General features: G+C 44.5%; 24 protein-coding genes and 3 pseudogenes. All 27 read left to right on the forward strand.

The window, feature by feature from the left end; translation table 11 throughout:
- Nucleotide 1 precedes the first annotated feature (1 nt).
- Nucleotides 2-1,018 carry a flagellar motor switch protein FliG gene (gene fliG / locus DMB88_RS11105; RefSeq protein ID WP_056700579.1) on the forward strand — a complete coding sequence of 339 codons (1,017 nt, stop codon included), beginning with the start codon at nt 2-4 and terminating at the stop codon, nt 1,016-1,018.
- The gene (locus tag DMB88_RS11110; protein ID WP_128101397.1) at nt 1,011-1,865 is read left to right on the forward strand and encodes a FliH/SctL family protein; all 855 of its coding nucleotides are present in this window, start codon (nt 1,011-1,013) and stop codon (nt 1,863-1,865) included. Before fliG ends, DMB88_RS11110 begins: the two co-directional genes overlap by 8 nt.
- Nucleotides 1,852-3,171: a flagellar protein export ATPase FliI gene (gene fliI, locus DMB88_RS11115; protein WP_128101398.1), complete on the forward strand. Its 1,320-nt coding sequence runs from the start codon at nt 1,852-1,854 to the stop codon at nt 3,169-3,171. The genes DMB88_RS11110 and fliI overlap by 14 nt, the downstream gene beginning before the upstream one ends.
- An 11-nt stretch (nt 3,172-3,182) precedes the next feature.
- Nucleotides 3,183-3,635, forward strand: a complete 453-nt coding sequence (gene fliJ / locus DMB88_RS11120; protein ID WP_128101399.1) for a flagellar export protein FliJ — start codon at nt 3,183-3,185, stop codon at nt 3,633-3,635.
- A 45-nt stretch (nt 3,636-3,680) separates the two neighbouring features.
- Entirely contained in the window at nt 3,681-4,619 is a 939-nt protein-coding gene (locus tag DMB88_RS11125) for a MotE family protein (protein ID WP_128101400.1), read from the forward strand.
- Between the two features lie 55 nt (nt 4,620-4,674).
- Nucleotides 4,675-6,069, forward strand: a complete 1,395-nt coding sequence (locus DMB88_RS11130; protein ID WP_128101401.1) for a flagellar hook-length control protein FliK — start codon at nt 4,675-4,677, stop codon at nt 6,067-6,069.
- 18 nt (nt 6,070-6,087) lie between these two features.
- A complete protein-coding gene (locus tag DMB88_RS11135; RefSeq protein ID WP_128101402.1) occupies nt 6,088-6,663 on the forward strand; it encodes a flagellar hook capping FlgD N-terminal domain-containing protein in 576 nt (191 codons plus the stop codon).
- Nucleotides 6,660-7,043 carry a TIGR02530 family flagellar biosynthesis protein gene (locus tag DMB88_RS11140; protein ID WP_128101403.1) on the forward strand — a complete coding sequence of 128 codons (384 nt, stop codon included), beginning with the start codon at nt 6,660-6,662 and terminating at the stop codon, nt 7,041-7,043. Before DMB88_RS11135 ends, DMB88_RS11140 begins: the two co-directional genes overlap by 4 nt.
- 82 nt (nt 7,044-7,125) lie before the next feature.
- Entirely contained in the window at nt 7,126-7,941 is an 816-nt protein-coding gene (gene flgG, locus DMB88_RS11145) for a flagellar basal body rod protein FlgG (protein ID WP_128101404.1), read from the forward strand.
- Between the two features lie 68 nt (nt 7,942-8,009).
- Nucleotides 8,010-8,231, forward strand: a complete 222-nt coding sequence (locus DMB88_RS11150) for a flagellar FlbD family protein (protein ID WP_056700597.1) — start codon at nt 8,010-8,012, stop codon at nt 8,229-8,231.
- Nucleotides 8,231-8,692 carry a flagellar basal body-associated FliL family protein gene (locus tag DMB88_RS11155; RefSeq protein ID WP_128101405.1) on the forward strand — a complete coding sequence of 154 codons (462 nt, stop codon included), beginning with the start codon at nt 8,231-8,233 and terminating at the stop codon, nt 8,690-8,692. Before DMB88_RS11150 ends, DMB88_RS11155 begins: the two co-directional genes overlap by 1 nt.
- A 41-nt stretch (nt 8,693-8,733) precedes the next feature.
- Nucleotides 8,734-9,732 carry a flagellar motor switch protein FliM gene (fliM, locus tag DMB88_RS11160; RefSeq protein ID WP_128101406.1) on the forward strand — a complete coding sequence of 333 codons (999 nt, stop codon included), beginning with the start codon at nt 8,734-8,736 and terminating at the stop codon, nt 9,730-9,732.
- A pseudogene (gene fliY, locus DMB88_RS11165) lies at nt 9,722-11,043 on the forward strand (flagellar motor switch phosphatase FliY). The gene fliM and the pseudogene fliY overlap by 11 nt, the downstream one beginning before the upstream one ends.
- A 28-nt stretch (nt 11,044-11,071) precedes the next feature.
- Nucleotides 11,072-11,437, forward strand: coding sequence for a response regulator (locus DMB88_RS11170; RefSeq protein WP_128101407.1), 366 nt, complete (start codon nt 11,072-11,074; stop codon nt 11,435-11,437).
- Between the two features lie 11 nt (nt 11,438-11,448).
- The gene (locus DMB88_RS11175) at nt 11,449-11,979 is read left to right on the forward strand and encodes a flagellar biosynthetic protein FliO (RefSeq protein WP_128104408.1); all 531 of its coding nucleotides are present in this window, start codon (nt 11,449-11,451) and stop codon (nt 11,977-11,979) included.
- Nucleotides 11,976-12,731, forward strand: coding sequence for a flagellar type III secretion system pore protein FliP (fliP, locus tag DMB88_RS11180; RefSeq protein ID WP_128101408.1), 756 nt, complete (start codon nt 11,976-11,978; stop codon nt 12,729-12,731). The genes DMB88_RS11175 and fliP overlap by 4 nt, the downstream gene beginning before the upstream one ends.
- Before the next feature lie 25 nt (nt 12,732-12,756).
- Nucleotides 12,757-13,026, forward strand: a complete 270-nt coding sequence (gene fliQ, locus DMB88_RS11185) for a flagellar biosynthesis protein FliQ (protein WP_056700610.1) — start codon at nt 12,757-12,759, stop codon at nt 13,024-13,026.
- Nucleotides 13,027-13,036: 10 nt separating this feature from the next.
- A complete protein-coding gene (fliR, locus tag DMB88_RS11190) occupies nt 13,037-13,825 on the forward strand; it encodes a flagellar biosynthetic protein FliR (protein ID WP_128101409.1) in 789 nt (262 codons plus the stop codon).
- Nucleotides 13,826-13,848: 23 nt separating this feature from the next.
- A pseudogene (gene flhB / locus DMB88_RS11195) lies at nt 13,849-14,930 on the forward strand (flagellar biosynthesis protein FlhB).
- 25 nt (nt 14,931-14,955) lie between these two features.
- Complete coding sequence (gene flhA, locus DMB88_RS11200; protein ID WP_128101410.1) at nt 14,956-16,989, forward strand: flagellar biosynthesis protein FlhA; 2,034 nt, start codon at nt 14,956-14,958, stop codon at nt 16,987-16,989.
- Complete coding sequence (flhF, locus tag DMB88_RS11205; protein ID WP_128101411.1) at nt 16,986-18,335, forward strand: flagellar biosynthesis GTPase FlhF; 1,350 nt, start codon at nt 16,986-16,988, stop codon at nt 18,333-18,335. Before flhA ends, flhF begins: the two co-directional genes overlap by 4 nt.
- Nucleotides 18,332-19,219 (forward strand): MinD/ParA family protein, encoded by an 888-nt coding sequence (locus DMB88_RS11210; protein WP_128101412.1) that lies wholly within the window; start codon nt 18,332-18,334, stop codon nt 19,217-19,219. Before flhF ends, DMB88_RS11210 begins: the two co-directional genes overlap by 4 nt.
- Before the next feature lie 31 nt (nt 19,220-19,250).
- Entirely contained in the window at nt 19,251-20,696 is a 1,446-nt protein-coding gene (locus tag DMB88_RS11215; protein ID WP_128101413.1) for a protein-glutamate methylesterase/protein-glutamine glutaminase, read from the forward strand.
- A gap of 33 nt (nt 20,697-20,729) precedes the next feature.
- Nucleotides 20,730-22,802 carry a chemotaxis protein CheA gene (locus DMB88_RS11220; protein WP_128101414.1) on the forward strand — a complete coding sequence of 691 codons (2,073 nt, stop codon included), beginning with the start codon at nt 20,730-20,732 and terminating at the stop codon, nt 22,800-22,802.
- Nucleotides 22,803-22,846: 44 nt separating this feature from the next.
- Nucleotides 22,847-23,308, forward strand: a complete 462-nt coding sequence (locus DMB88_RS11225) for a chemotaxis protein CheW (RefSeq protein WP_056700626.1) — start codon at nt 22,847-22,849, stop codon at nt 23,306-23,308.
- A gap of 10 nt (nt 23,309-23,318) precedes the next feature.
- Nucleotides 23,319-23,938, forward strand: a pseudogene (locus DMB88_RS11230) (chemotaxis protein CheC).
- Nucleotides 23,931-24,428: a chemotaxis protein CheD gene (locus DMB88_RS11235; RefSeq protein WP_128101415.1), complete on the forward strand. Its 498-nt coding sequence runs from the start codon at nt 23,931-23,933 to the stop codon at nt 24,426-24,428. Before DMB88_RS11230 ends, DMB88_RS11235 begins: the two are co-directional and overlap by 8 nt.

The following is a 24,428-nucleotide window of genomic DNA, read 5'->3' on the forward strand; positions in this document are numbered from 1 at the left end:
ATTGGCAAAGGCAAGCAATCAGGGACTAAGCGGAAGACAAAAAGCAGCTATTTTGCTCATAACACTTGGTCCAGAGGTATCGGCACAAATCTTCAAGCATCTTCGTGATGAGGAAATAGAACAATTGACGTTGGAAATTGCTAACGTTCGTAAAGTGGATGCCGCGGAAAAAGACATGATTATGGCTGAATTTCATCAGATCTGCCTGGCTCAGGAATACATTTCTCAAGGCGGTATCACATATGCGAGAGAGATTCTCGAGAAGGCATTGGGATCTTCGAAAGCTCTTGAAGTCATTAATCGCTTGACGGCAACACTGCAAGTTAGGCCATTCGACTTTGCTCGTAAAGCCGATCCGAATCAAATTTTGAACTTTATTCAAAATGAAAGTCCACAAACGATCGCTTTGGTACTATCCTATCTGCAATTCGAGCAAGCTGCAGCGATCCTTTCCTCTTTACCACAGGAGAAGCAGGCTGATGTGGCTAGAAGAGTGGCGGTCATGGATAGTACTTCTCCGGAAGTTATCGCACAGGTGGAACGGGTGCTGGAGCAAAAATTGTCTTCAACCGTTACGCAGGACTACACGAATGCTGGTGGTATCGAGTCAATCGTTCAGATTTTGAACGGTGTAGACCGTGGTACAGAGCGTACGATTTTGGATTCTCTCGAGATACAAGATCCAGAGCTTGCTGAAGAGATCAAAAAGCGGATGTTTGTCTTCGAGGATATCGTCAACGTCGACGATCGTTCGATTCAACGAATTATTCGCGATATCGACAACGCAGATCTGCAGTTGGCGCTCAAAGTTGCTAGCGAGGAAGTACGCGATGCGGTGTTCCGGAATATGTCGAAACGGATGTCCGAAACGTTCAAGGAAGAAATGGAGTTCATGGGACCTGTACGATTGCGTGATGTGGAGGAAGCACAGACTCGTATCGTAGGTACAATCCGTAGGTTGGAAGAAGCTGGTGAGATCATTATCGCTCGTGGTGGAGGAGATGATATCATTGTCTAATTTGATTAAATCTTTCCAGTATGTTCCGGTAGATGACCGCAAACGACTTGAAAATCATCATCATTATGGAGATTCGGAAGCGGAATTCGAAGAGGTACGAGATGAAAGTGCTGAAGCAGAACAGCTGCAAGCACGTGTAGACGAGGAGTCACAACGACTCACTGCAGAGATGCTGGAGGATGCGAAGGAGTTTGCAGAAAAGCAGGTGCGGGAAGCTTCTGAGGAGGCGGAACGTTTGCTTCAAGAAGCCCGTGAACAGATTGATACCTGGTGGCAGGAGCAGCGCATGCAGGATGAACATCTTACTGAAGCGATGCGATCACAAGGCTTTCAGCAAGGGTTTGAAGAAGGCAAAGTGCAGGCTGAACTGGATCTCCAAGTGCAGATCGAAGAGATGATGAAAGAAGCTCGTGAGGTTCTTGAAGAGGCTTATGTTGCTAAAGATCAGATTATTCAAGAAGCAGAACCATTTCTAGTTGATCTAGCTTGTGGTATTGCTGAGAAAGTAATTGATATGCAACTTACTGTGGAGCCAGAACAAATGCTTGAATTGATTCGTCAAAACCTATCGCGCAAACGAGAACAGGGAATGATCACATTATGTGTAGCACCAGATCAGTTTTCGTTTGTGCAAGCAGCACGGGAAGAGTTATCGCTAGCGATTGACTCACAAGCTGAATTACAGATTTTGCCTGATGCAACCGTCAAAGACAAGGGATGTGTCATACGTTCTTCCTTCGGTAGCGTGGATGCTCGTATTGATACTCAACTCACTGAAATTAAAAAGGAACTGATCCGCTTAGCACTTGAGGATGAGGGGCGAAAAAATCAACATGAAGGTTCTTAGTTCACAGCGGTATATGGAACACTTAAAAGGTTTTGACCCTGTCCGGGTTAACGGAAAAGTGACTCAGGTTATTGGATTAATGGTTGAATCTGAGGGGCCAGATGCAAGCATCGGTGACGTATGTTACATCTACCCTGGAAAATCAGCTAAACCACTTCAGGCAGAGGTTGTTGGGTTCAGAGATAACAAAGTATTGTTAATGCCATTAGGTGAATTGCAGTCGATCGGGCCGGGTTGTGATGTTGTAGGAACTGGCAAACCGCTCGGTGTACAGGTAGGTTCGGAGCTGCTTGGCAAAGTACTTGACGGATTGGGACAGCCGCTGGATGGTTCGCTTCTACCTTCAAGAATGCCTACGTATTCAACCTCCAATACACCCGTCAATCCGATGGATCGACCGCGCGTACTGGAGACGATGGGGGTTGGCGTTCGTGCCATTGATGGACTGCTAACCGTCGGTAAAGGTCAACGGGTCGGGATTTTTGCGGGATCTGGTGTCGGTAAGAGTACATTAATGGGCATGATCGCTCGAAACACAGCCGCTGACGTGAATGTAATCGCACTTGTTGGTGAACGGGGACGTGAGGTTCGCGACTTTATTGAACGGGATCTAGGACCAGAGGGATTGGAACGATCTGTTGTGATTGTAGCGACTTCCGATCAACCTGCACTGATTCGGATCAAGGGAGCGGTCATTGCAACGACGATTGCAGAGTATTTCAGGGATAGAGGCATGAACGTCATGCTGATGATGGACTCCGTCACACGTTACGCAATGGCACAAAGGGAAGTAGGACTCGCTGTTGGAGAGCCGCCTGCGATGAGAGGATATACGCCTTCTGTTTTTGCTAGCCTTCCCAAATTGCTAGAGCGAGCAGGAACTGGTCCAACGGGCTCAATTACCGCCTTCTACACGGTTCTCGTTGATGGTGATGATATGAATGAACCGATTGCGGATGCAGTGAGGGGTATACTCGATGGTCATATTGTATTAAATCGTGCTATTGCAAACAAAGGCCACTTTCCAGCCATCGATGTACTTGCGAGTATTAGCCGTGTCATGAAGGACATTGCACCTCAAGAGCAGATCGAAGCAACGAATAATATGAAGCGATTAATGGCTGTCTATAAAGAATCCGAGGACTTGATTAACATTGGAGCCTATCAGAGAGGTTCCAATGCCGCGATCGACGAATCAATGGATCAGATTGATAACATTTGGAATTTTACCAAACAAAAAGTAGATGAAAAAGTGACACTGAGTGAAGTACAGGAACGTTTGATTCTTGAGTTTGCAAGGAGATGAATGAGTAAGCGATGAAATTTCTATATCATTTCCAGAAGGTTGTTGACCTGAAGAGCAATGAGAAAACACAAGCGGAGTGGATGTTATCCACAGCCATCGGTAAACTTCAGACGGAAGAAGAGCATCTTTTACAACTTTTGAATGATAAAAATGATTTGATCCAAGTGATTCAATCGACAACGGAAAGCACAGCCTCCGTATCTACTCTACAAGAAATGCAACGATATGTTCATCACCTGGATGAATGCATCAGTAGAAAGAATACGGATGTAAAGCATGCTCAGGTCAATGTAGAACGAAATAAAACGTTCCTAAATGGCAAAATGGTGGACGAAAAAGTATGGCTTGAAGCGAGAGACAAGGCCAAGATCAAATTTCAGCAGGAGATGCTCCTCCGTGAACAGAACGATCTGGACGAGATGGCTACTGTACGCTTCGCTGCAAAAGCCGGACGGGCAATGTAATAGAAGTCTGGAAGCGAGGTTGCCCTCGTGAGGGAGGAATAAACGATGGCTGTAAAAGACACAGAGGACATGGAAAAAGAATCAAGCGGTGGCTGGGAAAAGTTTCTAATGATCTCTATTCCAATTGTATTCACTGTTGTACTGCTTGGGGTACTACTTACCCTATTTAATGTAGACATTCGCAATAACTTACTAGATTTAGCTAATAAAATTCCAATCGTCAAGGACTGGGTTCCTGAGCCTGTGTTAGATCCGGAGAAAGAGAAACTAGAGAAGAGCGAAAAGCAAGTTGAAAGTGCTGAAGCGACGATCGAGAAGCTCAAATCTCAAGTTGCTGCGAAGGAAACGGAGCTTCAAGCAGCTAAGGATGCTACGACTACAGAAACACAGAAAGCTAGCGATTTGCAAAAAAAATTAGATGAAGCTGAGCAGGCTGCTGAAACAGCTGCACAGGCTACTCCAGAGACACCTTCTGATTACCAAAAACAGATCAAAGATTTGGCTAAAATGTATGCAGACATGAGTCCAAGTAAAGCAGCACCGATTTTGCAAAACATGACGAATGAAGAAATGGTTCTTCTGCTGAGTGCGATGCAATCTACATCTCGGACTAGAGTACTTGAGAAGATGGATCCCAAGACAGCTGCAGATGTCACCATGTTGATGAAGGATGCCAAACCATCTGGAGACTTGGCCATCGATGCACTGCAATCTAGATTGAATAAGGAAGCGACAACAACGGCAGCGGCTACGACAACATCGAAGAATTTAGACAAAAACCAACTTAGTCAAACCTTTGCTAGCATGTCAGCTTCAAGTGGTGCAAAACTACTGCTCGAAACATATAAGCTCAGTCCAGACAAAACGTTGACCATTTTGAACTCAGTGGATGATGCCACTCGTTCGCAGTTGCTTGAGAATATGTCTACCGAGAATTCAGTGGAAACGGCCAAAATTTTAAACAGACTGATGGGAAATAAGTAGTCGGAGCATCATCTTTTTAACATGTTTCCGAACATTTGAAAGGAGGTGAGAACATATGTCGATCGTATATCAGATGACTACAGCATCCTCAGCGAAAGCGACTGCAACAAATTCAACGACAGGAACCCAAGCAAAGGGAGCTACTACGGCACCAGGGGGAGAATTTATGCAAACCCTCGCAGCATCCTTGAATGGTGGAACTACAGAAGGAAGCAATGCGGCAGCATCAGGGATGTTAAGTGTTAATCCACTCGTAGTTGCATTAGCATCTAGTGAGGAAGATGAGCAAAGCTCGTTAACGGACATACTGAATTCTTTATTCAGCGACTTGGAACCTTTAGATGAAGCTATTGAGCAAGACCCGTCACTTCTTGCCGAACTACAGATTCTCATTCAGCAGATGTACGCTCAGATCACCGATGGTACAGAGCAAGAGAGTGGGACAACAGATACAGATGTCGCTCCAGAGGCATTGAAAGCTGTACCAGCTATTAACCTGACGGAACATCCGACAGTAGCTCGTTTTGTGTTGCAGGATGCTCTTACACAAATGGCGACAAACCTAGTTAACCCTGATGGTACTCTTAATAAAAACACAAGTGAGTTTAAGAATCTCCTGCAGAATCTACAGAATCATTTACAGAACTCAGGTGTGGATTTAAGCAGTAGTAAGGGCTGGGCAGATCTTAAATCTATTGTGGATACGTTAGTAGCCATAAAGGATCAGAATGTACAAGTCACTCAAGCGAGTACAGGCCAAGCACTGAATAAGCAAGATGCAGTGATCTCTCAGCTCCTTATTGCGTCAGCAGCAGGTAAGGGTACTCAGGCTACGATGGAGACAGGAACGAATTCTTCTGTAACGGCAAGCACAGATGTAGAGTTGGATCATTCCACTGTAATTACAGCTGGTGAGTTATCTATGCGTACTTCGGGTACTTCTGCAGCTAAACCTGCGGAGCCTGTTATGCAAGCTTCACAGTTTGCTAAGGAAATGACGCAGTTCGTTGTGAACAAGTTGGATATCGTTCAGAAGAATGGATTCTCTGAAGCGACGATTTCACTTCGTCCGGAGCATTTAGGTAAGTTGGATGTTCAGATCACGTTACAGAACGGACAATTGGTTGCTCGTTTTATGACAGAACATACCATGGCGAGAGATATGCTTGAACAACAGATGATGCAACTACGTAGTTCACTTCAAGCCCAAGGGATTCAAGTAGAACGACTTGAAGTTACACAGAACAGCTCACTGGGATCTCAAATGTATCAGGATGGTGGACGTCAGCCAGGAAGTAACTCCCAGCAGCAACGTCGTTCGCGTGAACGTGAAGAGCAATCTGATGATGCTATAACAACAGCAGGGATCCAGGAAGAATTGCGTAACTGGCGCAGCGAGCAAGTAGAGGGTCAAGAGCTTAAACGGGATTCATTTACAGCAGAAGCTTAATAGAAATGAGGTGAATATATGGCTAATGAAATCGTTTCAACCAACAATACCTGGCCAAACTACTCGGCAGCGAACAAAGCAACGACAAGTGCTGCTACAAAGGAGTTAGGGAAGGATCAGTTTCTCAAAATTTTGATTACTCAGCTTCAGAACCAAGATCCGATGCAGCCGATGGAGGATAAAGAGTTTATCGCTCAGATGGCGCAGTTCAGTTCGGTCGAACAATTGGTTAACATTTCATCACAACTGAAGACTTTGAACCAATCCCTGGGTGCTGTGTCTGGCATGATTGGTCGAGAGATCAGTTGGCTTTCTTCTAATAAAGCAGATAACGGAACGCTTCGTCAGGGCATTGTAGATTCAATCGTTGTTCGTGATGGTGTACAGTACGCTAAAGTGGGCAATGACGAAATCAAATTGGATGAGATTATTCAGGTAACCAATCCGAAGGAACCGGAATCAAGTGATCTGAATCAGCCGCAGCAAAGTGAACCTCAGGTTCAAAACACTACGGATAACGTAACAGACACAAACGAAAGCCCAGTTAATCCAGAAGCAACCGAGCGGGCGGATGACAGTGAGAACTTGTTATGAGTGATCGCATAACGGTTGGACAGTTATACACAGGGATAAATACACCAAATTTGCTGAGTCGATCCAAGCAAGCGGAATTATCCACAACTCCGGAGCGCCCCTTTGCTCAGGTTTTGGAAGATAATCTTCTAAAGTTAAGCAATCACGCTGCCAAGAGATTGGAACAACGTGGCATTGAACTGAAAAGTGAGCAAATGCAGCAAATTGGTACAGCGCTAGACAAAGCTGCTGCCAAAGGAGCGAAAGAGTCTCTGATTTTAATGCAGGATCTTGCCTTTATCGTGAACGTCAAAAATCGCACCGTCGTAACTGCCATGGATAGTGAAAGTATGAAGAACAACGTATTCACTCAAATTGATAGTGCTGTCATTATTTCTTAACCGGCTGGCCCTTCTCGGGAGCCGGAATGCCGCTGACCGATTGATGCGGTAAACCAAATTATGGCTGGGAGGCTTTTCTAAAATGTTGAAATCAATGTACTCAGGCGTTTCCGGGATGCGGGGTTTTCAAACAAAGCTAGATGTTATCGGTAATAATATTGCGAACGTGAATACGGTTGGTTTTAAAGGTAGCCGCGTCATGTTCAAAGATATTATGAGCCAAACAACAGCTGGGGTAACTGCTCCAGGAGATGCAACTGGTGGTGTGAACGCGAAACAAATCGGACTCGGGGTATCGATTGGTTCAATTGATACGTTGCACTTGGCAGGTAGCCCGATGACAACGAACAATCCTACAGATTTGCGGATTAACGGGGATGGATTCTTCTTGGTACGCCTCAGTGAGGATCAAGAGGTTCCTTATTTGACTCGTGCTGGTGATTTCCACATTGATGCTGCACGTAACCTGTTGACATCTGATGGATTGTTTGTACTGGATAATGGTGGTGCTAACATTACCCTTGGAGATGATGTCGTGTCCTTCACGATTGGTCAAGATGGCACGATCAATCAGACGATGGCTGATGGCACGATTGAGGCTGGTGCACAGCTTGGTATCGGTAAGGTAGTCAATCCAGAAGGCTTGGAGAAAATCGGAGGCAACTTGTACCGTATGACGGCCAATGCGAATCCTGATGGTGCACTTGAGCCCCTGACAGCTAACAGTGCCGAAGATGGAACAGGTGCGATTATCGCTGGTCAGCTTGAAATGTCTAACGTGGACTTGACTGGTGAATTTACAGAGATGATTGTAGCTCAACGTGGATTCCAAGCTAACTCAAGAATCATTACCACATCGGATGAAGTGCTTCAAGAAGTTGTTAACCTGAAACGTTAATAACGGTTTAGTAGTTTTTTAATTGTGTGTGGGAGTATGTTCCCCCACGCTGAATAAGGGGGCTTAGCATGATTTCGGTGACGCGGTTAAATGGTTCTCCCATGTGGTTGAATGCGCTGATGGTGGAAATTGTTGAAGAGACGCCAGATACGTATATAACTCTTGTCACAGGAAAGAGACTCATTGTGCTGGAAAAGGCGGATGAAGTCATTTCCAAAATTAAAGAATACAACCGTGAAATTGGGGTTCAGGCGGCCACCATCAAAGTGCAACAAACGGAGGAATCCTGATGAAAAAGATGATGCCCTGGATTGCAATGAGCCTGCTTGCTATAACACTCATTGCGGTGGTTGTGTTTGTATTTATGCAAACTCAGAACGGGAACAATGCTGATGCACATAAGTCTGCTGCTGTAGTAGAGAAGAAGAAGACTGCAGATGAGATTGTCGAAGTAACATCAGAAATTACAGACATAAAAACGAATCTAGCAGATACCAATCACATTTTACAAGCGAAGTTATCCTTTGAGCTAGCAGATGCTAAATCAAAAGAAGATTTTGAGAAAATCAAAGAAATTACGGTGAAACCGATTATTATTCAGACTCTAGCAGATACACAACCAGAAGAATTAAAAACAGCAAAAGGCCGTTCTGAGTTCAACACAAAGCTTACAGAATTAATTAATAATGCCTTACCAGAACCAAAGCTCAGCAGTACTAGCTTTACTGATTTCTTATTGGTATCTATGTAATATGAACAGAACACGCTGTAAACCTGTAAGGGGGTGAGAACATGGTGGATGTATTATCACAAAATGAGATTGATGCCCTATTAGCAGCACTTTCCTCAGGTGAGATGGATGCTGAGGAATTGAAAAAGGAAGAAACTCAGAAGAAAATTAGATCTTACGATTTTAAGCGGGCAGTGCGCTTTTCAAAGGATCATATTCGAAGTTTGACCCGGATTCACGAAAACTTTGCACGCTTTCTCACCACTTATTTTTCAGCCCAACTGCGGACGTTCGTTCAGATCAATGTCGTTCAGGTTGAACAATTGCCTTATGATGAATTTATCCGTTCGATACCAAAAATGACCATATTAAACATTTTTGAAGCCGAGCCTTTGCAGGGTCGAATGGTCATGGAGGTACATCCTAACGTTGGTTATGCAATGCTGGATCGGTTGCTTGGTGGAACGGGCAGTGCACCAGCCAAAATAGCCTCAATGACTGAAATTGAGACAACCATTATGGAGCGGATTTTTAGCCGGGCGTTTGAAAGCTTGCAGGAAGCATGGAAAACGGTGCTGGATATCTCACCCAAATTGGAAGCGTTGGAGACTAATCCACAATTCATGCAAATTGTATCACCCAATGAAACGATTGCGCTGATCTCACTGAGCACTAAAATCGGTGACACAACAGGCATGATCAATTTGTGTATCCCGCATGTCGTTCTTGAACCCATTATGTCACGTCTGTCTACGCACCAATGGTTTGTTTCTGAGAAAAAGACCAGAGCCCCAGAGGAATATGAAGCTCTTAGGGAACGTGTCAATAAGGCTAAATTGCCAGTGGTTGCCGAACTCGGAGAGTCCAAAATTTCCATTTCAGAGTTTTTGGGTCTGTCGGTTGGTGACGTGATTACGTTAAACAAACCGGTTGAGGAAGGCTTATCCATTAAAGTTGGCGACAGGCTGAAGTATATGGGTAGTCCGGGAACGATTAAAGATCGTGTGGCTATACAAATAGACGAGATTGTCACCGAAGGAGTTGAAGAATTTGACGAGTAAGGATTATTTATCCCAGGACGAGATCGATGCTTTGCTCAGGCAATCTGAATCGATCAACAGCTCTGAACCAGCGGAGAAGACGGTTGACGATTTCTTAACCGAGCTGGAGCAAGATGCTCTGGGCGAAATTGGTAATATTACATTTGGTAGTGCAGCAACCGCTTTGTCCACCTTATTAGGACTCAAAGTGGATATTACAACACCTAAGGTTTCGGCAATTAGCCGATCACAGTTTGAAGATGCGTTCCCTAAACCTCATGTTGCCGTCCATGTGAATTATGTCGATGGATTTGAAGGAATCAACTCGCTCGTCATCAAAAAACGCGATGCTCAAGTGATTGCTGACTTGATGCTTGGGGCGAGGGCAATCCTGCGGATGAGGAATTGAATGAAATCCACATCAGTGCTGTGCAAGAAGCCATGAATCAGATGATGGGCTCTTCTGCTACATCCATGTCTACGATATTTAATCGTTTCGTAAATATCTCTCCTCCAGGGATTGATATTCTCAACATGGAAAGTGGTGAAGGGGTAAGCAACCTTCCGGAAGACGAAACACTTATTCAAGTATCCTTCCGGTTGTTGATCGGTGATCTGATTGATTCCAATCTGATGCAATTGCTTCCCGTTCATTTCGCGAAGCACATGGTTGAATTGCTGATTGGAGGCGCACAGGAGTCTACAGCGAATACACCTGCTCCAGCGGCACCAGAGCCTGTACAGACGCCAGAACCTCAGGCAGCGGCACCGGCACCGGTAGCTCCATCACAACCTCCAGCACAGCAGCAGATGCCACCACAGCAGGCGGCGCAGCCGCCAGTGCAGGATTATAACAGTTATGGACAAGCACCAATGGGGATGCCGCAAGGGATGCCTCAGGGAATGCCGCCACAGCAACCGTATGGAATGCCACCACAGCAACCATATGCTATGCCACCACAGCCGCATTATGGTGAACCACAGCATTACGGCGGTGTGCCGAATAGGAATGTAAACGTACAGCCTGTACAGTTTGCTAATTTGCAAAATGGCGCTTACAGTCAGGTCGATGAAAACAATTTGAATTTATTGATGGACATTCCCCTTAAAGTCACCGTAGAATTAGGAAGGACCCAAAAGCAAATTAAGGATATATTGGAACTATCACAAGGTTCAATTGTCGAGCTCGATAAACTAGCCGGCGAACCTGTCGATATTTTGGTTAATAACAAGCTGATCGCCAAGGGAGAAGTTGTCGTTATCGACGAAAACTTTGGTGTTCGTGTTATAGATATCGTAAGCCAATGGGACCGAATTCAGAAATTACAATAAGCACAATTTAGGGAGGACTTGAATCAAGATGGCAAACCGAATTTTAGTCGTGGACGACGCTGCATTTATGAGAATGATGATCCGGGACATTTTGTCCAAAAACGGATATGAGGTCGTTGGCGAGGCTCAGGATGGAGCACAAGCAATTGAGAAATTTAAGGAACTTCGTCCTGATCTGATCACGATGGATATTACCATGCCTGAGATGGATGGAATCGCGGCTCTGAAAGAAATCAAAAAAATTGATGGCAATGCCAAAGTGATTATGTGCTCTGCAATGGGGCAACAAGCAATGGTAATCGATGCAATTCAAGCGGGAGCCAAAGATTTCATCGTTAAGCCATTCCAGTCCGACCGCGTTATCGAAGCGATCAGCAAAACACTGGGCGTGTAAGAGATATGATGATGGCTCAGGATGAAATTCCATTAGCGGGTACCAATTATTATTTGCAGCTTGTTTGGGTGATTGTTGTCCTGGCCGTCATCCTAGCCCTTATCGTCTACTTGATTCGTTTTCTCAACAAACGAAATCAGCAGTGGTTTCGTAACGGTACAGTCCGGATTTTAGGCGGAGTTGGGCTTGGGCCTAACAAATCACTACAGATTATTGAAATTGGCGGTAACGTTTATCTGCTTGGTGTAGGTGAGAATATCCAACTTGTAGATAAAATTTCTGATCTGGATGAGGCACAGCGAATCATCGATTCGTTTGAACGAGAAGCTTCTTCATCAAACGGAAGCCTCTCGCCTCTCATCAACAAGCTCGCTACTCGTTTCCGCAAAGAAGAACCACCGCGGGAAATGGAGCTAGAGGATACAACCTCTTTTCACGAATTGTTTGAATCCAAACTTCGGCAGATGCCTAACCGAAAAGAGAAGATGGAGAAGCTCCTGAAAGAAGAAGACAATACTACAGATCGGTCGAGGGATTCATGAAGAAAAAGATTTGGCTAGCATGTTGTTTGATGGGGCTGATCAGCCTGGCGTCCGTAACAGTCGCCTTTGCCGAACCGATACCGAATATTGATATTCAAATCGGAAATGGGGATGGAGGAGCACCAAGCACAAGCTCATTATCGCTCATCCTATTAATTACGGTACTGAGTATCGCACCGGCATTACTGGTACTCATGACCAGTTTTACCCGAATTGTTATCGTTCTCGGTTTTGTGCGAACTTCCTTGGGGACACAGCAAATGCCACCCAATCAGGTGCTTGTCGGGTTAGCGCTCTTCTTGACATTATTCATCATGTCACCGACATTGTCTTCGATTAATCAGGTAGCACTTCAGCCCTATATTCAAGGAGAAATTACGCAAACCGAGGCATTGGAAAAGGCAGCAGATCCTATAAAGAAATTTATGTTCTCCCACACTAGGGAGAAGGACCTATTGCTTTTTATGAAATACAATCAAACCGAACAGCCTAGTTCGTATCAAGATATACCGCTCACTGTTATGGTGCCGGCATATGCAATCAGTGAATTAAAGACAGCGTTCCAGATGGGATTTATGATTTTTATTCCATTTCTGGTCATAGACATCGTCGTAGCAAGCACACTGATGGCAATGGGGATGATGATGCTTCCGCCGGTTATGATCTCATTACCTTTCAAAATACTATTATTTGTCCTTGTGGATGGATGGTATCTGGTAGTGAAGTCACTGTTGCTGAGTTTTAATACTTGAGCCGGAATAGTAAAGGAGGACGGTCATGACTTCGGAGTTTATTATCGGTCTGGCCGGGAAAGCAGTTTATACAGCACTGTTGGCCAGCGCACCCATGCTTATACTTGCTCTGGTTGTAGGACTTATGATCAGTATATTTCAAGCGACAACGCAGATCCAGGAACAGACTCTGGCTTTTGTGCCAAAAATTGTTGCCGTATTACTGGCAGTACTATTGTTTGGGCCATGGATATTGAATATATTGGTCGATTTCACGTACAACATACTCGATAATTTATACAGATATATAGGTTAGGCTTTTGCAGATGGAGACATTGTTGCAAAGTTTTCCTGTCGCTCTGCTTATGTTTTGTCGAATTGCATCATTTTTTGTAACAGCACCCGTCTTTTCAGCTCGAAATGTGCCTAATACGTTTAAAATTGGAATTTCAGCATTTGTCACGTTAACCGTGTACTTGGTGTATGGCATTAATCAAGAGGTTCCTACAGATCTAAGCTACATTTTGCTGATCATTAGGGAAATTCTGATTGGCCTGCTGCTGGGTTTCGTAGCGTATCTTATTATGACTGCTGTTCAGACCGCAGGAGCGTTTATCGATTTTCAGATTGGTTTTGCCATGGCGAACGTCTATGATCCAATGACTGGTGCTTCAGCACCACTTACAGGTAACTTCAAGTACGCTTTTGCCATGCTACTATTTTTGACGATGAATGGTCATCATTACTTGCTAGACGCTATCGTATACAGTTATCGATGGATACCGCTATCCAATGCATTTTTTATTCGTTTGGCAGATGGAAGTATAGCAGAATTTTTAGTACGAACGTTAGGTGAGACATTTATGCTTGCTTTTCAGATGTCTGCACCGATTGTCGTTGCTCTATTCTTGACAGACGTAGGATTAGGGTTTCTAGCCAAAACGGCTCCTCAATTCAACGTATTTGCTGTTGGTATGCCGCTTAAGGTACTTGTCGGGATTGCTATTTTGCTTTTACTGGTTCCGAGTTTTTCCTTTGTATTTAGTCAATTGTTCGAAGTAATGTTCAGATCCATGGAAAAATTGCTTGGGACCATTGGACAAAGGCCGGGCTGAGTGAAATGGAGGACAAGACCCAAATGAAATATCAACTCGACCTCCAATTGTTTGCAGGAGAAAAGACCGAAAAGGCGACACCGAATAAGAGGCAGGAAACGCGCAAAAAGGGACAGGTCGTCAAAAGTATGGAGATCTCCGGTGCTTCGATTCTCCTGTTCACCTTTTTGATCTTTATGTTTTTTAGTGACTTTTATAAGGAACGAATGGTTCGGCTTTTCACGGATATTTTTATCAACCGGCTAAGCATGCAGATCACTGGTGAGAATGTAATGGCACTCATGATGCGTTATGGCATCGAAGTTATGCTGTTACTTGCTCCTGTGTTGCTGGGAGTTGCTCTTATCGCTCTGATTGTAAACTATATGCAAGTTGGGTTTTTACTTGTAGGAGAAGGGCTTAAGCCAAAGCTAGAAAAGCTTGATCCCATCAAAGGATTCAAAAATATTTTTTCATTGCGTTCAGTAGTAGAATTCGCCAAATCCGTATTAAAGATGTCGATTATTGGTTATCTCGTGTACAGCACAATTATCAGTTACCAATCAGACATTGCTTCACTCTCACATTTTTCGGTGGATGCTATTTTACATTTTGCAGCTTCCATTACATTAAGTTTAGGCGTCAAAATTGCAGTAGCTCTTATGATTCTTGCGATTTTCGACTACATGTATCAGAAATATGATTATGAGAAAAACATTCGGATGTCTAAACAAGACATCAAGGATGAGTACAAAAAATGGAAGGTGACCCACTGATCAAGGGTAAAATTCGAGAGCGCCAGCGTCGTATGGCTATGCAGCGCATGATGCAGGAAGTTCCGAATGCTGACGTAATCATCACAAACCCAACCCACTTTGCGGTAGCGCTGAAGTATGAAGGGTCAGAGATGGAGGCACCTCAGATCATTGCCAAAGGTCAAGACTATGTCGCCTTGCGTATAAGAGAAATAGCTAAAGAAAACGGCGTCATTACGATGGAAAACAAGCCGCTGGCACGGGCGTTGTTCCAGAGAGCTGAGATTGGAGACGCCATACCTGCTGATTTGTTTCAAGCGGTAGCCGAAGTGCTGGCTTATGTATATAAATTAAAGGGCAGAACGAAATAAAAGGGGATCGGAGGCCGTACATTCATTGAAGACTAAAGATATTGCTGTCCTTGCGGGTATTATCGGCATCGTATTGATGATGATTCTCCCGATCCCAACCTGGTTGTTGGACATGCTACTCGTTATCAACATTTCAATTGCGCTCATGATTTTGCTCGTTGCTATGAACAGCAAAGAAGCACTCCAATTTTCAATCTTCCCGGCGATGTTGTTGATTACAACTTTGTTCCGACTAGCGTTGAACATTTCAACAACCAAATTGATCCTTGGTGAAGGGGATGCCGGATCGGTCGTAGCGACTTTCGGTAGTTGGATTGCGGGTGGACAGATTGCGATAGGGTTTATCGTGTTCCTGATTCTCGTTGTTGTTCAGTTTATCGTTATCACGAAGGGGTCTGAGCGTGTAGCTGAGGTTGCAGCTCGTTTTACTCTCGATGCGATGCCTGGTAAACAAATGAGTATTGATGCGGATTTGAATGCAGGTCTGATCAACGAGCAGCAAGCCCGTGAACGTCGTACTAAGATTGAGCGAGAAGCAGACTTTTACGGAGCGATGGATGGAGCAAGTAAATTCGTTAAAGGGGATGCGATTGCGAGTATCATTATCCTCATTATCAATCTCATTGGCGGATTTATTATCGGAATGACAGTACACGGAATGGCTTTTGCAGATGCGCTTTCTACTTACTCGGTGTTGACCATCGGGGATGGTCTGGTAAGTCAGATTCCTGCGCTTCTGATCTCAACGGCTGCCGGTCTGATTGTTACACGAGCGTCATCAGAAGGAAATCTTGCAGATGATATTACGGGGCAATTATTTACATACCCGACGCTCATTTATATTGTAGCTTTTGTCATTGCTATGCTGGGGTTCTTCACACCAATTCATGTTATTACTACGCTACCTTTAGCCGCTTTACTTGCTTTTACCGCCTGGAGGATGCAGAATACGCTGAAATCCAAACAAGTGGCTGAAGAGCAGTTGGAGGAGGAGCAACAGATCGAAGAAGTTCGAAGCCCTGAAAGTGTGATTAACCTTCTTCAAGTGGATCCGATCGAGTTCGAATTTGGATATGGATTGATCCCTCTTGCTGATAACCAGCAAGGTGGTGACTTGTTGGATCGAATTATTATGATTCGTAGACAGTGTGCGCTTGAACTGGGTCTAGTAGTTCCTGTCATTCGTATTCGAGACAACATTCAATTAAGACCTAATGAATATGTAATCAAAATCAAAGGTAATGTTGTTGGTGGTGGAGAACTGCTTCTGAATCATTACTTGGCGATGAGTCCAGGGTATGAAGAAGAATCGGTAACCGGTATTGAGACGACAGAGCCTGCCTTTGGACTTCCAGCTTTGTGGATTGACGAGCTGACCAAAGATAGAGCAGAACTTGCTGGTTATACCGTTGTAGATCCGCCTTCGGTTGTAGCAACGCATCTAACTGAATTGATTAAGAAACACGCACATGAATTACTTGGAAGACAAGAAACAAAAGCGCTTGTGGATAACCTCAGAGAAAATTATGCCGCTCTTGTGGATGAATTGATTCCTTCTGTTCTAGCGATTGGTGATGTTCAAAAGGTACTAGCCAAACTATTGCGTGAGAAAATATCCATACGAGACATGGTTACCATCTTTGAGACACTAGCTGACTATGGTACGTATACCAAAGATCCAGACGTGCTAACCGAGTATGTAAGACAATCGCTCTCACGTCAGATTACGCAGCAGTTCTCACAGAAAGGTGAGACACTTAGAGTAATCACGGTTGGTCCTGGCTTAGAGAAAAAAATTGCTGAGTCTGTACAACAGTCAGAGCAAGGTAGCTATCTTGCATTAGATCCAGTGTCTACACAGAGTGTCTATCAAAAGTTGACAGAACAGGTGAATCGATTGATTCAATCTGGTCAGCAACCAGTTGTATTAACATCTCCAACCATTCGGATGTACTTGCGCCAAGTCATTGAGCGTACTATGCAGGACATACCAGTGCTTTCCTATAGCGAGTTGGAACCGAATGTTGAAATCCAAAGTGTCGGGGTGGTGAACTTATGAGAGTAAAACAATACGTTGTTGAGACCATGCCCGAAGCGATGCTTCAAATTCGTAAAGACTTGGGAAGTGATGCCGTTATCTTGTCTACCAAAGAGATCAAGGTAGGCGGGGTCCTCGGTATGTTCCGTAAAAAGAAGATTGAAGTTGTAGCTGCAGTTGATAAGGCAGAGAAAAAAGAAACGAAGAAGCAAGCTCAACCTCAGTTTGCACCTGTACCGCGTGCTTTTGTTCCTGAAGCCTACCGTCAAACAGCCCGTACATTTGATAAGGCTTCAGATTCGCCAGTTGCTAAATCAACCGATCATTCGTTAACTGAAGAACGTGCGGATGCTAATCCTGTGTTTGAATCGAGTCAGCTGGATTCAAACACAGATAAGAGCAAATCTGATTTGAACCTCGATTATAAACCGCGACCGGAAGGGGCGGATTTTTCGGGTTCAAGCTCTCCCTCTATACAGAAGAGCAATACCTTAGATCAGCAACAACTAATGTCTGAACTGCAAGATCTGAAACAGATGATGTCCAAGATATCCAGATTAGGAGTCGCGGAAGAGAATCTACCAGAACAACTGCGCCTCGTAAGAGATCGTCTGAACGAGCAAGAAGTTTGGCCAAATGTATCGGAATCTTGGTTTGAAGCTGTTCAGCGGAAAATCACTGAGGACGAGTTAAAGGAAGAAAACAGTTATGAGGCCATGGAACAAGTGATAACGCAGTTCTTGAAAGATCGTATCGCTGAAGGTATTCTTTCTACCACTCGAATCGTGTATGTAGCTGGACCAACGGGGGTTGGTAAAACAACCACCATTGCCAAGCTGGCTGCTGAGCAGATGTTCAAGAACCATCGTAAAGTTGGATTCATCACTTCCGACACTTACCGGATCTCGGCAGTAGAGCAGCTTAGAACGTATGCTTCTATCTTAAATGTTCCACTTGAAGTGGTGCAGTCTCCGGGTGATACTCAGCGAGCTATATCTCGGCTACAGGAATGTGATCTGATCTTTATGGACACTGCCGGAAGAAACTATAGAAATGAGTTACTAGTTTCCGAGTTACAAAGCCTATTGGCTCCCGTTGAGAACAGTGAAACCTTTTTGGTTATGAGTATGACATCCAAAAGTACAGATATGGTTCAGATCACAGAACACTTTAGTAAGTATGGTCTGGACAAAGTGATTTTCACGAAGATGGACGAAACAGGCAGTTGTGGATCCATGTTCAACCTGTTATATCAGTTTCCACTCAAACTCGCATATGTCACGAATGGACAAAATGTTCCTGATGATCTGCTGAAGCCTGAGGCGAGCACTCTCACAAAACAATTGTTGGGAGAGCGTGCACAATGAAAGACCAGGCAGCCTCACTCAGAAGCATGGTTCCTTCCCGAGATGGTATAAACGGAGTCGATTGGGCGAAACGTTCCTCCAAAATCATTACCATTGCCAGTGGAAAAGGTGGAGTTGGAAAATCAAATTTTACTTTGAATTTTGCTCTGGCCTTGCAATCCTTAGGAAGGAAAGTACTCGTTTTTGATGCAGATATAGGGATGGCTAATATTGATGTATTGATGGGAACTTCTTCTCCTTATAATTTGTATCATTTGCTGTATCGGCAGAAGTCCATTCAGGAAATTATCCAGCTTGGTGCAGGTGGCCTGCCTTATATCGCAGGTGGTTCGGGAATGAAAGAGTTGTTTTCATTGTCAGACCGAGATCTTGAATTTTTTGCACAACAAGTAGAAGAGATTGCCCAGGAAATGGATTACGTAATCTTTGATACCGGAGCAGGTCTCTCAAGAGAGAATATGAAATTTATTGGTGCTGCTGATGAATGCTTAATCGTAACCACACCTGAACCGACCTCAATAACCGATGCTTATGCTTTAGTCAAAGTTATGCATGGCCAGGAAAATGCTACACCATTTCGAATGATCGTTAACCGGGTGGAAGACGAACAAGAGGCGCAGCGAGTGGCAGAGAAAATAGCTGGAGTAGCAAAGCGTTTTTTGCAGACGGATATCCCACTTCTAGGGTACATCTCAGAAGATATCCAGGTGGTAAAGGCTGTAAAGAGGCAGGTGCCTTTTAGCCTAGCATTCCCAAATACCAAGGCAACAAGAGACATAACGCGACTTGCTCTTCGTTATTTGGCTGTACCTGCTACAACCGGATCCGAAACCTTGACAGGAATCAGGGGATTTATGAGAAAGTGGCTTAAGAAGACAACATGATTCTTGAAAAAAGGAAACAGGGGTGAACAACATGGCGGTGTATCAAGTATTGGTTGTCGATGATTCCGCTTTTATGCGTAAGATTGTTTCAGATTTAATTGAAGCGGATTCGGAATTCAAGGTGGCGGCAACAGCAGCAAATGGAAAAGAAGCTATTCAAAAAGCATTGGATGTAAAGCCCGATATTATAACTATGGATGTCGAGATGCCCGAGATGAATGGCCTTGACGCATTGCAAGGTATCATGAAGCAGTCGTATGTTCCAGTTATTATGTTATCGGGTATTAATGAACAAGGCATGAAAGAGACCATTATGGCTCTGGAGGCTGGGGCATTTGATTTCATTCGTAAGCCATCCATATCACATGATCAAGACATTGCCCAGGTAGGGAAAGCATTGGTTGAGCGTATGAGAGCGGCTATGAATGAAGTTGAACGAAAAGCGAACCGAGAGGCGTCCCTGCAGAAAAAAGAGGAGGCTCAGGGTAACCTGATGAATCAATCTCAGCGAATACAGCGGGATGTAGCTGCTGTGCCATCGCGTAGGGAGCTTGACCAGAAAAAGATAGAGCCTGCAAAACTTGAAAAACGAGCGAGCAGTGAACAAACTCCCTCTGTTCAGTCCAAAGTTGTACCTAAGAACACACCGCCGCTGTTGAATCAAAAGCCAGCACGTGTGGATCAAAAGACAGAGGTTTCAAAAAGTTCTGATCGCAAGCTTGAACCTAAAGAAATTAAAGAGTTGAGACCAAGCAAGCCCGCAGCTCCGCCCAAGGAAATCCGATCCGCACGTATTCAACGTGTGGCTGCCGACCAGGTAGCCGCTACGTCTGCCTCCGGGAATACTCCTGAGAGCAGAGTAGCCCCTACGCAACGAGGTGTGTCGTCCCTGGAGGTTGGATTCAATAAGCTTGTAGCGATTGGGTGCTCAACAGGTGGACCAAGGGCTCTTAAAACGTTGCTAGAGCAGTTGCCTGCTGATCTGCCGGCTCCTGTGGTCATTGTGCAGCACATGCCGCCCAATTTCACCAGATCACTTGCCCAGCGATTAAATACGTTCAGCCCACTTCATGTGGTAGAAGCCGAAGAAGGAATGATTCTGAAAAAAGGAACAGCCTATATTGCTCCTGGCGGATATCATATCAAAGTAAACAGAACGTCGGATGGCAAGTTCATTCTGAAGCTTACAGAGGAACATCCGGTTAATGGCCATAGACCATCAGTCGATACGATGTTTGAATCTCTTTTGCCACACACATCGCTGCAGCGTCATTTGGTCTTATTGACTGGGATGGGAAGTGACGGAGCTCGCATGATGAAGAAATTATACGAATCAGGTGTCACTTCAACGTTTGCCGAGAATGAAGAAACATGTGTTGTATATGGAATGCCGCGTTCTGCTGTAGAGCTGCAATGCGTGCGGCATCTCCTGCCATTGCAGGAGATTGCGCCAAAACTTGTTCAAGCTGTGAAATAAATGGAGTGAAACTCATGGAGGAGGTGCCTCACAATGGACATGAACCAATATTTATCCATGTTTATTGATGAGTCTAATGATCATCTGCAGTCGCTTAATGAAAACATGCTACAACTCGAAGGTAACCCGGAGGATTTAGGAATCGTTCAGGTTATATTCCGCTCAGCTCATACCCTTAAGGGTATGGCTGCAACAATGGGATTTGAAGATTTGGCATCACTGACACACAAGATGGAGAATGTGTTAGATATGGTGCGTAATGAGAAGCTGAAAATGCAAGATTTCATCTTTGACACCCTATTTAAAAGTTTGGATGCGCTCGAAACAATGGTTCAGGATATTACAAATGGCGGAGAAGGTAAAGCGGATGTTTCCTCAATCGTTACTTCACTTCAAGCGATTGAAAGTGGCGAATGGACTGGAGGCGACGCTCCGGCGGCAGCTGCGGATAAAACGACGGCTCCAGAAACCTTAACTGCAGTGCAACTGGACGAGTTCCAATATTCGGTACTAGATCAATCCATTGCAGAAGGACACCGCGTATTCTACATTGAAGTACTGGTAAGTGAGCACAGCCAGTTAAAAGGCGTACGTGCTTACATGGTATTTGATCTGCTAGAACGCTCCGGTGAGGTTGTAAAAGCATTCCCATCCGTTCAGGATATTGAACAAGAGAAGTTTGAGCGCAATTTCTCGTTATATTACATAACAACCAAAGAAGCGCAGGAACTTGAACAAGGAATTTTAAGTATTTCCGAAATTGAAAGTGCAAAAGTGATTCAGCTGGATCAAGAAACGCTGCAGCAGATGACGAACCAGGCAGCCGTTGCTGCCGAAGCTGAAGTCGTTGCTGTAAACGATGCAATTGCGGCATCTCAAGCCAAAGAAGCTCCTCCTAAAGCAGAAGTGAAGCCTGCCGAAACTAAAGCAGCGGCACCTAAGCAAGCGGCAGCTCCTTCACGTACGATTCGTGTAGATATTGAACGACTTGATGTACTCATGAATCTGTTCAGTGAGTTGTTGATCGATCGGTCACGACTAGAACAACTAGCTAGCGAGACGGGGAATAATGATCTGTCGGATACGGTAGCTCACTTGAGCAGAGTCAGCACAGATTTGCAAAATATTGTCCTGAAGCTGCGGATGGTTCCTGTAGACACCGTGTTCAACCGTTTCCCTCGTATGATTCGCGATTTAGCAAAAACACTAGACAAGAAAATTGATCTAGTGATTACTGGAGCCGAAACAGAATTGGATCGTACCGTTATTGATGAGATTGGCGATCCGTTGGTTCACTTGCTGCGTAATGCGGTTGACCATGGTGTTGAGTCGATTTCAGAGCGTGTAGCGGCAGGCAAACCAGAGATGGGAACCGTTAACCTGCGTGCATTCCATAGTGGTAACCATGTCTTCATTGAGATTGAAGATGATGGTAAGGGGATCTATCGTGAGAAGTTGTTGAAAACAGCAATTTCCAGAGGTGTTGTTACAGAGGAGCAAGGTGCGAAAATGAGTGACGATGAAGTTAATCAATTGTTATTTGCACCGGGTTTCAGTACAGCTGATGTGATCTCCGATATTTCCGGACGTGGAGTTGGTTTGGATGTTGTTAAATCAAAAATCACTTCACTTGGCGGTAATGTAACCATTCACTCTACACCGGGAAAAGGAACGAACTTCTCAGTTCAACTTCCATTGACCCTGTCCATTATTGCAGCCATGCTTGTACGAGTGGGTTCAGAGAAATATGCCATTCCACTGTCTTCAATTGTAGAGACAGCGATTGTGCAGCGTGAGCAAGTTCGCAATATCCATGGTAATAAAATGATTACGTTCCGCGAGTCATTGATTCCATATCTCTCATTAAATGAAGTGTTCTCTGTACCAGACTTCAATGATGCAGATGAGAAAGAAACGGAAATTGTTGTTATCCGCAAAGGAGATCGACTTGCAGCCGTATCTGTAGAGGAATTCATTGGACAAAGCGAGATTGTCCTCAAATCGATGGGAACTTATCTCCCTGCGATTGAAGGCATTTCAGGAGCAACGATTCTTGGAGATGGACAAGTAGCTCTGATTGTTGATCCTAACGCATTCATCAAATAAACCAATTACGTTTAAGCTCTACATTTAATAGGGAGGTTTTTTACATGGAAGAAGAGTTGAAAGTTATCGTCTTTAAATTAGGCTCTGAGGAGTACGGCATCGAAGTTGAGAGAGTTCAAACGATTGAACGCATGATGCCAATCACGCGTGTCCCTAAAACATTCTCTTTTGTAAAAGGGGTTATCAATCTACGCGGGGTTGTTATTCCTGTCATTGATTTGCGTGGTCGCTTCTCATTGCCGGAAACTGAATATACCGATCAAACACGTATTGTCATTGTAGGTGTAGGCGATATGCAAGTAGGCTTTATCGTTGACGCTGCCAACGATGTCATTGATATCAAAAGCAGTTCAATTGATAGCCCACCTGAAGTGGTTGGTGGCGTTAAAGCTAGATATCTCCGTGGTGTGGCGAAGCTTGAGAATGAACGTTTGCTAATCATGCTTAACCTGCACGAAGTCTTAAATAAAAGCGAAGTCGTTCAGCTGGAAAGTGTTGAGGGATAACTCCGTGGAAATGTTCAACCGATTTGAGGGATTCCAGATGGATGTGCTCAAAGAGGTCGGTAACATAGGAGCAGGCAACGCCGCAACGGCGTTGTCCCAGCTCCTTAATAGACCGATTGACATGGGCGTTCCAACGGTACAAATGCTTCCCTTTGAAGAAGTTTCCGAAAAAGTGGGCGGGATGAACGAATCGTCGTTACTGTTTTCTTACGTGTCGAAGGGGAAGCACCAGGTAATCTGTTTTTTATGATGACACCTGAAGCGGCTAAGATGTTGCTTAATCGTCTTGCTGGTTTTGACTTGAGGGAAGGGTTTGACTTCACGGATATGGAACAATCTGCTCTGTCTGAGATTGGAAACATACTGGCTGGGTCTTATCTATCTTCACTTGCAGATTTTACGAAACTGTCCATGTATCCAACGGTTCCAGGACTTGCCATTGATATGGCAGGTGCTATTCTGAGTTATGGTTTACTGCAATTTGGTGAAATGGGCGATGCTGCATTGCTAATTGACACTTCGTTCTTTGAAGGACAAGATGAAGTGGAAGGTCAGTTCTTCCTCATTCCCGATCCGACATCATTTGCTAAGATATTCGAATCATTAGGGGTGCCGCTAGATCATGATTGAAGATAAAAGCGTCGTTAAAGTCGGTATGGCGGATTTGAATATTGCTCATCTTCCTGGCATAATCCGTACGACTGGCCTTGGTTCATGTGTGGGCTTAACAATGTATGACCCACAATTGAAGCTGGCTGGAATGGCGCATGTCATGCTCCCTACTTCAGATATTGCCCGCGAGGGGAATTTGAATAGAGCCAAATATGCGGATACGGCATTGCCCGAGTTATTGGAGAAGATGGTTAAGCTCGGCGCTTCTCAGTCACGAATTGTGTCCAAAATGGCAGGAGGGTCACAGATGTTTGCTTTTTCGGGAGCTGGTGACACGATGCGGATTGGACCGCGAAATGCTGATTCTTGTCGGGAATGGTTACAGAAGCTCGGTATTCCTCTACTGGCTGAAGATACGGGCGGCAACTATGGACGAACTATTGAAATGGACTGTGAGACTGGACTTTTGACTATTAGAAGTGTACAAATGGGTGTAAAGGAACTATAA

Source organism: Paenibacillus sp. DCT19 (assembly GCF_003268635.1).
In the GTDB taxonomy this organism is placed as follows: domain Bacteria; phylum Bacillota; class Bacilli; order Paenibacillales; family Paenibacillaceae; genus Paenibacillus.

Coding starts and splice junctions, on each gene's coding strand:
- fliI (WP_128101398.1), top strand. CDS start 1,852: ATGAAGGTTCTTAGTTCACAGCGGTATATGGAACACTTAAAAGGTTTT.
- fliJ (WP_128101399.1), top strand. CDS start 3,183: ATGAAATTTCTATATCATTTCCAGAAGGTTGTTGACCTGAAGAGCAAT.
- DMB88_RS11125 (WP_128101400.1), top strand. CDS start 3,681: ATGGCTGTAAAAGACACAGAGGACATGGAAAAAGAATCAAGCGGTGGC.
- DMB88_RS11130 (WP_128101401.1), top strand. CDS start 4,675: ATGTCGATCGTATATCAGATGACTACAGCATCCTCAGCGAAAGCGACT.
- DMB88_RS11135 (WP_128101402.1), top strand. CDS start 6,088: ATGGCTAATGAAATCGTTTCAACCAACAATACCTGGCCAAACTACTCG.
- DMB88_RS11140 (WP_128101403.1), top strand. CDS start 6,660: ATGAGTGATCGCATAACGGTTGGACAGTTATACACAGGGATAAATACA.
- flgG (WP_128101404.1), top strand. CDS start 7,126: ATGTTGAAATCAATGTACTCAGGCGTTTCCGGGATGCGGGGTTTTCAA.
- DMB88_RS11150 (WP_056700597.1), top strand. CDS start 8,010: ATGATTTCGGTGACGCGGTTAAATGGTTCTCCCATGTGGTTGAATGCG.
- DMB88_RS11155 (WP_128101405.1), top strand. CDS start 8,231: ATGAAAAAGATGATGCCCTGGATTGCAATGAGCCTGCTTGCTATAACA.
- fliM (WP_128101406.1), top strand. CDS start 8,734: ATGGTGGATGTATTATCACAAAATGAGATTGATGCCCTATTAGCAGCA.
- DMB88_RS11170 (WP_128101407.1), top strand. CDS start 11,072: ATGGCAAACCGAATTTTAGTCGTGGACGACGCTGCATTTATGAGAATG.
- DMB88_RS11175 (WP_128104408.1), top strand. CDS start 11,449: ATGGCTCAGGATGAAATTCCATTAGCGGGTACCAATTATTATTTGCAG.
- fliP (WP_128101408.1), top strand. CDS start 11,976: ATGAAGAAAAAGATTTGGCTAGCATGTTGTTTGATGGGGCTGATCAGC.
- fliQ (WP_056700610.1), top strand. CDS start 12,757: ATGACTTCGGAGTTTATTATCGGTCTGGCCGGGAAAGCAGTTTATACA.
- fliR (WP_128101409.1), top strand. CDS start 13,037: ATGGAGACATTGTTGCAAAGTTTTCCTGTCGCTCTGCTTATGTTTTGT.
- flhF (WP_128101411.1), top strand. CDS start 16,986: ATGAGAGTAAAACAATACGTTGTTGAGACCATGCCCGAAGCGATGCTT.
- DMB88_RS11210 (WP_128101412.1), top strand. CDS start 18,332: ATGAAAGACCAGGCAGCCTCACTCAGAAGCATGGTTCCTTCCCGAGAT.
- DMB88_RS11215 (WP_128101413.1), top strand. CDS start 19,251: ATGGCGGTGTATCAAGTATTGGTTGTCGATGATTCCGCTTTTATGCGT.
- DMB88_RS11220 (WP_128101414.1), top strand. CDS start 20,730: ATGGACATGAACCAATATTTATCCATGTTTATTGATGAGTCTAATGAT.
- DMB88_RS11225 (WP_056700626.1), top strand. CDS start 22,847: ATGGAAGAAGAGTTGAAAGTTATCGTCTTTAAATTAGGCTCTGAGGAG.
- DMB88_RS11235 (WP_128101415.1), top strand. CDS start 23,931: ATGATTGAAGATAAAAGCGTCGTTAAAGTCGGTATGGCGGATTTGAAT.